This window comes from bacterium, from assembly GCA_024224155.1.
Lineage (GTDB): Bacteria > Acidobacteriota > Thermoanaerobaculia > Multivoradales > JAHEKO01 > CALZIK01.
Genome location: JAAENP010000393.1, coordinates 1 through 10102, shown reverse-complemented (window position 1 = coordinate 10102; position 10102 = coordinate 1). Strand labels below are relative to the sequence as shown.

Here is a 10102-nt window from a genome sequence, read left to right as displayed (position 1 = left end):
TACATAGTCAAGTGGCAAGTGCGCCGAGGTCGGCTCGCAGCTCGCGATAGAGCTGGCGGGCGATGTAGCGCTTGAGGCAGCGGATGATCTCCTTGTTGGAGAGGCCTTCGGACCGGCGTCTCTTGGCATAGGCGCGGGTTCGAGAGCAGTAGCGGAGTCGGACGACGGCGATCATGTGCAGGGAACGGTTCGCCTGTCGATTCCCTTGATAGCTAAGACGATGCCTTTGAGTCAGACCCGAGGAGGCAGGCACAGGTGCTGCTGCGCACAGGTGTGCGAAGGCGGCTTCAGAGTGAATGCGGTCGCAGTCTTGACCCAGAGTCGTCAGCAGCTCCGCGGCGTGCTGTGTACCGACACCAAGCAGCGAGGTGGTTCGGGGTGCAGCGCTGCGGATGAGAGCCTCGAGCTGAGCGTCGATTTCTGCGATCTCCTTCTTGAGGGCGAGAATCCGTCGCGCAACGCTGCGCAGGGCCAGCTTGGTCGCCTGGGTGGGGTCGTCGAGATGATCGAGCGCGGGCCGGAGCCGAGCGCAGACAGTCGCTTGGCCTTTGAGCGTGCTGCAACGCATTGACTCCCGGAGCTCGGTGGGTGCCGTGACGAGGAGTTCACCCAGCAGGCACAGGGCCATGGAGCGAGCCTTCACGGCGCTGTTGTGAGCCGTCTTGAGTAGCCGGATGGATTCGACGATCCCGGTGGTGTCTTTGGGGATCTGCCTGGCTTCCCCGGCCAAGACACTGCGGGCAGCCCCCTCGGCGTCTATCGAATCGGATTTGCCCCGCCGCTGACGAAGTTGGGCGTGAGGCCGGTTGACCTCGATCACCTTCACGCCGGTCCGGCACAGACTCCGGGTCAGGCCTGCACCATAGCCACCGGTTGACTCGACCCCAACAGCGCGCACAGTCCCCTGGCCTCTAAGCCAGGCGAGGAGCTCCCGATACCCGGCGCGAGTGGCTCGAAACTCCTGATCTGCCAGCCGGCGGCCCTGCTCATCGATGGTGCACGCATGGTGCGTGTGCTTGTGGCAGTCGACGCCTCCGATGACAACGACTCGTTCCTCTGTCATGCTTTCCATGCTGTTCCTCCCTTTCTGAGGAGCAACCGAGCCGGGGCGGGCGGACACAACAGTGACGGGGCATCTGTTGGCGCAGGTTCCTATCAGGTCACGCGTCCGCTCGGCTCGGCAGCCAGGTTCAGAGTGACCGCTCGGCGGGACCGACGCGTCCGGGGCAAGACATCGCATAGCGAGTCGCTTCAGTGGTAAGTCAAGTCCCACCGAGCGGCCAACTCTGAATCTTTCTATCAGTGCCGGTCTCCGAGGAAAACGCGGCAACCTTGAGGCGCCCCAGGGTTTCCGTAGGACTTTCTGGCTGAAGACGGAATCCACCATCTTCGTCCCCCAGACCGGATCTTCACTCTTCGGTGGACACCAAGTTAAGCCTCTCAGCACTTGTTTCTGGCCAATCTCCGACACAGAGACCCGGACTCCCACGGGAACGCGGGCGGCAAGGGCAGCGCGCTCGTTGACTCGTCTCGGTCACGCAGCTTTTCTAGGTGGTACAACGGCCGCCAAAGCGAACTCACCGCAGACGATTCTCCGGACGCTCCCTCCGGCCGACGCGATGTTCCGGGCCGGAGAGACCATTTCTCTCGGCGACTGGTTCATCGTCGAACCGGGTGCGGCCTTAATCGCCATCATCGATCCATTGCTCACCTGCTGAGGCCGGCCCTCTGGGCCGACCCAGGTTCGATTACCGCCACAGTTGATAGACTGCCGCCTCCGGGAATGAGCGACCGCTCCCATAGCCAAAACAGTCTTCTCAGACTGCGCATTCTCTCTGTCGTCATCTCGCTTGCCATCATCTTCCTCATGATGGAGGTGGCCATCCGCCTTGTAGGCGACTGCGACAAGGACCGCAACTTCTTCGTCCTCGGGCGTCGACTCCACCCGTTCAGACTGCCCGTCGTCTCGACTCAGGAGACCCTCGACCACTACCTCGGGTCGACAGAAATGACCGTGGCGTATGACCCGCAGCTCGGATGGGCGCCGAGGCCGGCAGGTGTCTCGGTCGGCGGCCTCCACCGAAACAACGACCAAGGTATCCGGGCGGAAAAGGAGTTCTCGCGCGAGCAGCAGGCGGACCGATACAGAATCGCCTTGTTCGGCGACTCCTTTACCTACGGATATGAAGTCCGCCTGGAAGAGAGTTGGGGCTTTCTTCTCGAACAGGAGCTGAATGCCAGGCAAAAGAGCGTCGAGGTTCTGAATTTCGGGGTCGGCGGCTACGGCATGGATCAGGCCCTGCTGCGCTGGATGGAAGTGGGTCGCAACTTCGAACCCCATCTCGTGCTTTTCGGACTCCAAGCCGAGAATGTGAAACGAAACCTCAATCTCTTCCGGCCCTTGCTTTACTACGGTGACCAGATCCCACTATTCAAGCCTCGCTTCGTCCTCGAAGACAATGGCCTCCGGCTCGTAAATCAACCCTCCCTCCCTCCGGAGGAGGTAGTGGCCAATCTCAACAACGTCGAATCTTGGCGATATGCAAACTACGAGTACTTCTACGGTCCCGACGACTACCGAGACTCGCTGTGGCAAAACAGCCGCCTGGCAGCGCTCGCGGTGAGCGCCGTTACGCAGAATCGCTTCTCGCGACGCCGACGAAGTGATGAGTTCTACGGCTCCAAAAGCGCGCCTGCGCGCCTTGCCGTTCGCATACTCAAGGAGTTCCGGCTTGATGTGGAAGAGCAGGGCGGCCGCTTCGAAATCGTGCATCTCCCGACCGAGGTCTCCCTGCGCAGGGTTCTGGGAGGCAAGCCCCTGGAATACCAGGACCTCCTCGGTGCGGCGGCGAAGGTCGCTCCCGTCATCGACCCTCTCCCGAGTCTCCTGCAGGCGTCGCGAGCGACTACTCCTGACAGCCTTTTTGAAGAGTGGCATTACTCCTCTGAAGGGAATCGGGTGATCGCCGGCTCTGTTGCCGAAGCCCTCAGCCGGGAAAGCGCATGGCAAGCGACAAGGGACTAGATCGAGCTGCTGCGAGCTGGTCTAGCGGCTCACTGCTAGCGGCCAGGTGCCGGCCTCCGAGCCTCGACAGACAGTTCTCTTAGCATAGCCTTCTGAACAAGCTCCACAGCGATTCTGTGCGCCGCCGGCGCCTAGCGGTAATCCCGGCCCAGTCGTAGAACGGGATTCCGCTCCAGCCGGAAAATGGGCAGCGGATCGCCGACCTCGATTCCCATCTCAGTACACCACTCAATGAATTGGGAGTTGCCCTGATAGTAGACGTAGGGGTCGTTGATCCTCCGATAGCGCGACGGATAAACGCCAACGACCACGACTTCCGGCTGGATCCGAGGTATCAGCTCTTCCGTCAGCAGCCGAATCTGCCGCAGACCGTTGATGTTGATGGCGAACGGCGATTCCCGCTCGAGCGGCCAGTGGTCAACTTCGCTACCGGGACGGCGATCTTCGAGTCAAGCGAAGCGCTGAGCGCTTTCTCAAACGCGGCTACGCCTGAAGGTGCGGAGAGCGGCCATGTCAGATCTCGTGCGGTTCAGCACGTCCACTGTTGGGAAGAGCAAGCTACGAAACGCTCTCGGGTACCAGCTATCGGGCGTCGGCACCAATCTCCGGTTCAAGGACGCCAGCGTAGTACTCTTCCAGCTGCGTCAGGACCCGATCGATGTGGAAGTGTTCCTCCACACGGTGGCGCCCTTGACGGCCGAATTCCCGACGCAGCTCTGAGTCTTCCACCAACCGGTCCATGGCCGCCGCCAGGGCGGCGATACCACGACCGACGCCGTTCGAGCGAGCAGCAGCCGCACGGGACGGCTCCCAGGTCTCTTCGGGTGGAACCAGGAAACCGGTCTGCGACTCGACGACAAGATTCGTTACTCCGCCGACTTGGGTTGCCACTACCGGCAGCCCACAGGCCATGGCTTCCAGCACGACCACCGGCACCCCTTCCTCCAGCGACGAAAGCACGAAAGCGTCCGCCTCCTTCAGGGCTCCGTACACGTCACGCCGGTACCCCAGAAAGTGAACCTGCCGATCGAGGCCCAACGTCTCCACCTCGGCCCGGAGGCGCGTCTCTTCTGGACCGTCGCCGATCAGCGCCAGGTGAACACTCGGTCCTCGCCAGCGCATCTGTGCCATCGCACGCAGAAGATAATGGTAGCCCTTGTCCTCGATCAGCCTACCAACCGAGCAAAAGAGCTGGTCCTCGTCGGTCAGACCGAGAGTCCGCCGAATTTCACCGGTCGGGAATCGGTCGACGGCCGCAAGGTCGATGCCATTATGGAGCGGCGCCAGCTTCGATTCAGGCAGGCGATCCCTATGCTTGAGAATCTCCTCGACGACCGGTGCCACCACCAGAACCCGCTCCGTCCACTGCACGGTCACTCGATTGAGAAAGGACACGAGGCGCGACCTCTTGAAGTCGGTCGATCGTTCACTCGAGAAGTGAGGCCTTCGCTTTCCTGAAAAGCGGTTCGCCACCCGCGACATGATGTTGGATCGCGGCAGAAACGAGTGCACCACGTCGCCCTCGGTCCCCTTCAGCCAGCGACGCAACCTCCAGATTCCGCTGAGCAATGCCAGCGAACCGACAAGTTCACCCATGCCGAGCGTATGAACCGCCACGCGTTGCTGCGCGAGAGAGACACCCAGCTTGCCGAGCGGTTTAAGACTGAGCACCGTCACGCCGTACCTTCTCCGGCGAAGGCCGAGCGCGATCTCGGCGAGAGCGCTCTCGGTGCCTCCGAAGTCGGTTCCATTGATAATAAGGATGGCTCGCGCTCTCGGCCGAGCGCTGCCATCAACCTCAGCGGTGTCGTTCGTCAGCTCGTCCACTCCTTCGTTCAGACCTTGCTACCTGACTTCTGTCGTTCCGGACGGCACCGCGAAGCCATCATAACCGAGCCATCCGATCCCCGCACCGTTGTACTCAGGGGGCAAGGTCGCGCAGCCAGGGTTACGGTTTCGCCGGCGCCGGAGTGATGAATACGGAGGTCACGACGGACCGCCGTCTGATTGCCCTCCAGCAAGACCACTTCCCACTCCCCATCGAGCACCAGATCGCCTAGCGCAGAGACAACCAGGGGCGCTCGTTTGCTTATAGCGGCAGTAGCTCCTGGGAGGGTTGGTGGAGGCCATCTCGAGGAGAATCCGAGCGCGCCCAGTGGATCTCGTGCCAGACGGCGAAGTTCAGGATTCTCCAGGATTGTGCGTCGAGCCGTGCGTTCGGTTTGCCTTGCAAACGTTGCCAGAGGCCTCGCACGTAGCCACTGCCGAGGTAGGAAGCGATTTGAGCGCCTTCGGCCAGAACCAGTTGCTCCACCTGCGCCGCAAGATCCCGAGACAACCAGCGACGAGTGGGGACATAGAAGCCCTGTTTCGAGCCCTCGGGCTCGTAAGGCGTCCCTCGTCGGTTGCTGCCCGTCAGTACTCGTCCCAACTCCGAACCTCCAGCGTTTCGAGTGACTTGTGACTCAGAGCCTGTGCGAGGCGCTGCGCCAACTGGATGTTGGTGATGAGGGGAATCCCATGGTCGACCGCCGCCCGTCGAATCATGTAGTCGTTGGCCAGCTCATCCTCCGACGCGTCCTTGGGAATGTTGACCACGAGATCCACTTCGCCTCTCCGAAGCAGCTCGAGCGCGTTCGGCGATTCCCGCTGGAGCGGCCAGTAGACCGGATCCACGGCGATGCCACTCTCGGACATGAAGGCGGCTGTTCCGTGGGTGCCGAAGAACCGGACGCCGGCGTCTGCCAGGGCGCGGGTGCTGGAGAGGAAGACGGCCTTGTCCTCGACCGGGCCGGTGCTCAGAAGTACGCGGCGAATGGGGAGTTTGAAGCCGACCGAGAGCATCGCCTTGAGGAGTGCGTCCTCGAAGTCTCGACCAATACAGGCGACCTCCCCAGTCGACGACATCTCGACACCGAGAATCGGATCGGCCCCTTCGAGACGAGTGAAAGAGAACTGCGGCGCCTTCACTCCGACGAAGTCGAGCTCGAGCACCGAGCTGTCCACCCTCTTCGTCGGACGATCCATGATCACCCTCGTGGCCAGATCGATGAAGTTGACCCGCGAGATCTTGGACGCGAAAGGAAACGAGCGCGACGCCCGCAAATTGCACTCGATCATCATGATGTTGTTGTCCCGCGCCATGAACTGGATATTGAAGGGGCCGTTGATCGATAGCGCTTCGGCGACCCGCGCGGCTGTTCGCCGCACGCGACGCAGCGTCTCGATGTAGGTACGCTGCGGGGGAAGCACCAGGGTGGCGTCGCCCGAGTGGACCCCCGCCTGCTCGACGTGCTCGGAGATGGCGTGGATGAGGATCTCGCCGTCGCGAGCCACCGCGTCGAACTCGATCTCCTTCGCGGCGTCGATGAATTTGGTAATCACTGTCGGGTGCTCCGGAGATACCTCGGCAGCCCTCTCGAGAACCGCTTGTAGAGTGTCCCGGTTCTCGGCCACCGCCATGGCCGCACCCGACAGCACATACGAGGGTCTGACCAGCACCGGATAGCCGGCTTCATTGGCGAAGGCCGCGGCGGCATCCACCGAGGTGACCTCCGTCCACTTCGGCTGATCGATACCGAGGCGATCGCACAGCTGAGAGAACTTGTTTCGATCTTCGGCGTTGTCGATGCCCTTGGCCGCCGTGCCGAGGATCCGGATTCCCGCCTCCTCGCAATGGCGGGCCAGTGTGTTGGGCGTCTGACCTCCGACCGAGACGATCAGGCCGTAGGGCTTTTCCCGGTCGTGGATCTCTTGCAGCGTCTCGAGCGTGATCTCGTCGAAGTACAGGCGATCGCACTCGTCGTAGTCGGTGCTGACGGTCTCGGGATTGCAGTTGAGCATGATCGTGGAGTAGCCGAGCTCCCTCAGGGTGCGCACGGTGTTCACACAGCACCAGTCGAACTCGACCGAGCTGCCGATGCGGTAGGCGCCCGAACCGAGAACCAGGACCGCATCTTCCGTGGCAAAATCGACGTCATCCTCCTCGCCGCCGTAGGTCAGATAGAGGTAGTTCGTACGCGCCGGGTACTCGCCCGCCAAGGTATCTATCTGCTTCACGCACGGCCGTATACCGGCGGCCCAACGGGTCAGCCGAACCTCTTCCTGGCTCACGCCCAAGAACTCTCCGATCTGACGGTCAGAAAAGCCGGCCCGCTTCGACCTGCGCAACAGATCCTCGTCCGGCGGACCTCCATTCATCTGCCGCAGGGATGCCGCCAACTCGACGATGCCGCGAATCCGTGACAGGAACCACGGGTCGATGTGGGTCAACTCGTGCACTGTCTCGATAGTCATCCCCTCGAAGAAGGCGCGGGCCAAGGCAAAGGGTCTACGGTCCGTGGGTTGAGTCAGCTCGGTCGGAAGATCCTCGAACTGCATGACCTCGTCGGCCACGACGCCTTCAACGCCGATGTCCAGCATGCGAAGCGCCTTCTGGAAGGCCTCCTCGAAAGTGCGGCCAATGCCCATGACCTCGCCCACGGACTTCATCCCGGAGCCGATCCGGCTGGAGACCATGCGGAATTTCTTGAGATCCCAGCGGGGCGCTTTCACGACAATGTAGTCGAGAGCCGGCTCGAAGCAAGCTGTCGTCACTCCAGTAACCCGGTTCGGGATCTCGCTCAAGGGATAGCCCAGCGCCAGCTTGGCGGCAACGAACGCCAGCGGATAGCCGGTCGCCTTTGAGGCCAGAGCCGAGCTGCGCGACAGCCGGGCATTGACCTCGATGATCCGACAGTCGTCCGAGCCGGGATCGAGGGAGTACTGGATGTTGCACTCGCCGACGATTCCCAGGTGGCGGATGACCCGGATGGCGATCTCCCGCAGACGGTGGTACTCATGATTGGTGAGCGTCTGACTCGGCGCAACCACCAGGAACTCCCCAGTATGGATGCCCATCGGATCAAGGTTCTCCATATTGCAGACGGTCACGCAGTTGTCGTAGGCGTCCCGCACCACCTCGTATTCGATCTCTTTCCATCCCGAGAGGTACTCCTCGATCAGGATCTGGTCGGTGTGAGAAAAGGCCGCGGAGGCCCTCTGCTCGAGATCCTCCTCGTCCGTACACACACCTGAGCCCAGTCCACCCAGGGCATAGGCGATTCGCAGCATGACCGGATAGCCGATCGCACCAGCGGCCTCGAGCGCCTCTTGGACCGACGTCACGGCGCGACCGTGCGCCACCTTGGCTCCGATCTCGCTGAGGCGCTGGTTGAAAATGCCCCGATCTTCCGTCGAACAGATCGTCTCGACCGCCGTGCCCAGAATGCGGACGCCGTGGCGCTCGAGAACGCCTTCTCGGGCCAGACTGACGCCGCAGTTGAGCGCGGTCTGTCCACCAAAGCCGAGTAGGATGCCGTCGGGCTTCTCCTCGAGAATCACCTGCTCGACGAAATAGGGCGTGACCGGCAGGAAGTAGACCTTGTCCGCCAGGTAGTCGGAGGTCTGGATCGTCGCGATGTTGGGGTTGACCAGGATCGTTTCGATCCCTTCTTCCTTGAGCGCCTTGATGGCCTGGCTGCCGGAGTAGTCGAATTCCCCGGCCTCGCCGATCTTCAAGGCGGAGCTGCCGAGAATGAGAACCTTCTGAGGAAGAGACAGACCACCGTTGTGTTGCTGAGGCCCCTTCACCGGAGCATCTCTACGAAGCTTTTGAAGAGATGAGCCGTGTCTGTGGGGCCAGGTGATGCTTCCGGGTGGAACTGGACGCTGCGCGCGGGCTGCCAATCGTGACGTATCCTCTCGTTGGTTCCGTCGTTGGCGTTGACGAACCACTCACGCCAGCCATCGGGCAGGGTCGCTCCGTTTACCGCGTAGCCGTGATTCTGCGAAGTCACATAGCAGCGCCGCGAACCCACTTCCGAGCAGGGCTGATTCTGCGATCGATGTCCGAACCTGAGTTTGTAGGTATCGGCTCCGGCCGCGAGCGCCAGGATCTGATTGCCGAGGCACACGCCAAAGACCGGAATCCGCTCTTCCAGCCCACGCCGGACGTGCTCAATCGCCTTGTCGGCCAGCTTCGGGTCACCAGGTCCATTGGAGATGCAGATTCCGTCAAAGTTCTCGTCAAAGAAATCGTAGTCCCACGGAACTCTCAGAACGCGAGCCCCGGCTCCCACCAAGCCACGAACGATGCTGGCCTTGGCTCCAGTGTCCACAAGAACGACTCGGGGCCCGTTCTCACCGTAGGCAATCGGACCACCGACGCTGACGCCGGCGACGAGATTCGAGAGGTTCGGATCCTTCCACTCGACGTCCTCGCCCTCCGGTACCAGTTTGGAGAGCATCACTCCCTTCTCCCTTAACCGTTTGGCGAGGGCCCTGGTGTCGACGCCGGACAGAATCGGCACCCCAGAAGCCGCCAGCCAGTCGTTCAGACTCCGCTGGGCAGACCAGTGGAAGGTGTCTCTAGACAGCGAGCCGACGACCAGTCCCTGGACCTGAACCCTCTCGGACTCGAAATGGAGAGGAAGGTCGAGCTCATCCCACTCGCTCCCGGGGACGCCGTAGTTGCCGATCAGTGGATAGGTGAGAATGAGGATCTGCCCGGCGTAGGAGGGGTCGGTCAGCGTCTCCGGATAGCCCACCATTCCGGTGTTGAACACCAGCTCGCCCGTCCGCCTGGTCCGGAGTCAGGCCGCCTCAAATCCCGCCAACGACCTATCGCACAATCCGAACTACCTTGATCGGAACTCCGCGAACTGGGGAGCCTCGAGAACAACCATGTGTGAGCTCAGTCGCCAGGACGAGTATACTCCCCAGTCGGGAAGGATGCTCAACGGCGTCAGTTGCTCACCGGTCACTTGAAGCGATTGCACAGCAAGTCAGTGAACTTCTGTACGAAGCGCGGGAAGGCCGAGTCGCTCGGGAGCGTCACCGGCTCGCTGCTGGTGTTGCTGCTGTCGGCGGTGGCGTGTTTGGCCGATCCGCTGCCTCGAGGCTACACAGCTCGGGCGAATGGCCTGGACATGAACGACGACGGGTTGATCGGGCAGGCGGGGGTGGACGATCTGGTCTGCGACGACACCTCGGGCACGGGCGTTCAGTCGAACGACATCGACGGTGATGGGCAAGCGG

7 protein-coding genes and 1 pseudogene are annotated in these 10102 nt (G+C 61.9%); 2 read left to right on the top strand and 6 right to left on the bottom strand.

Annotated features, from left to right (window positions below; all coding sequences use genetic code 11):
• Positions 1-7: 7 nt before the first annotated feature.
• Positions 8-1063 carry an IS110 family transposase gene (locus GY769_19865; protein ID MCP4204178.1) on the bottom strand — a complete coding sequence of 352 codons (1056 nt, stop codon included), beginning with the start codon at positions 1061-1063 and terminating at the stop codon, positions 8-10.
• Between the two features lie 720 nt (positions 1064-1783).
• Here GY769_19865 and GY769_19860 point away from each other — a divergent pair.
• Entirely contained in the window at positions 1784-3025 is a 1242-nt protein-coding gene (locus tag GY769_19860; protein MCP4204177.1) for an SGNH/GDSL hydrolase family protein, read from the top strand.
• 131 nt (positions 3026-3156) lie between these two features.
• Here GY769_19860 and GY769_19855 read toward each other — a convergent pair whose 3' ends face one another.
• The 5 genes and pseudogenes from GY769_19855 to carA all read right to left on the bottom strand — a co-directional run bounded on the left by GY769_19855 (position 3157) and on the right by carA (position 9648).
• Entirely contained in the window at positions 3157-3336 is a 180-nt protein-coding gene (locus GY769_19855; GenBank protein ID MCP4204176.1) for a hypothetical protein, read from the bottom strand.
• Between the two features lie 271 nt (positions 3337-3607).
• Positions 3608-4852, bottom strand: coding sequence for a glycosyltransferase (locus tag GY769_19850; protein MCP4204175.1), 1245 nt, complete (start codon positions 4850-4852; stop codon positions 3608-3610).
• A gap of 262 nt (positions 4853-5114) precedes the next feature.
• The gene (locus GY769_19845) at positions 5115-5456 is read right to left on the bottom strand and encodes a hypothetical protein (GenBank protein ID MCP4204174.1); all 342 of its coding nucleotides are present in this window, start codon (positions 5454-5456) and stop codon (positions 5115-5117) included.
• A complete protein-coding gene (gene carB / locus GY769_19840; protein ID MCP4204173.1) occupies positions 5441-8626 on the bottom strand; it encodes a carbamoyl-phosphate synthase (glutamine-hydrolyzing) large subunit in 3186 nt (1061 codons plus the stop codon). Before carB ends, GY769_19845 begins: the two co-directional genes overlap by 16 nt.
• A gap of 26 nt (positions 8627-8652) precedes the next feature.
• A pseudogene (carA, locus tag GY769_19835) lies at positions 8653-9648 on the bottom strand (glutamine-hydrolyzing carbamoyl-phosphate synthase small subunit).
• Positions 9649-9837: 189 nt separating this feature from the next.
• On the opposite strand from carA, the gene GY769_19830 reads away from it, so the two are divergent.
• Positions 9838-10102: hypothetical protein (locus GY769_19830; protein ID MCP4204172.1), on the top strand; the 265-nt coding region annotated here is incomplete at its 3' end.

Coding starts and splice junctions, on each gene's coding strand:
- GY769_19860 (MCP4204177.1), top strand. CDS start 1,784: ATGAGCGACCGCTCCCATAGCCAAAACAGTCTTCTCAGACTGCGCATT.
- GY769_19865 (MCP4204178.1), bottom strand. CDS start 1,063: ATGACAGAGGAACGAGTCGTTGTCATCGGAGGCGTCGACTGCCACAAG.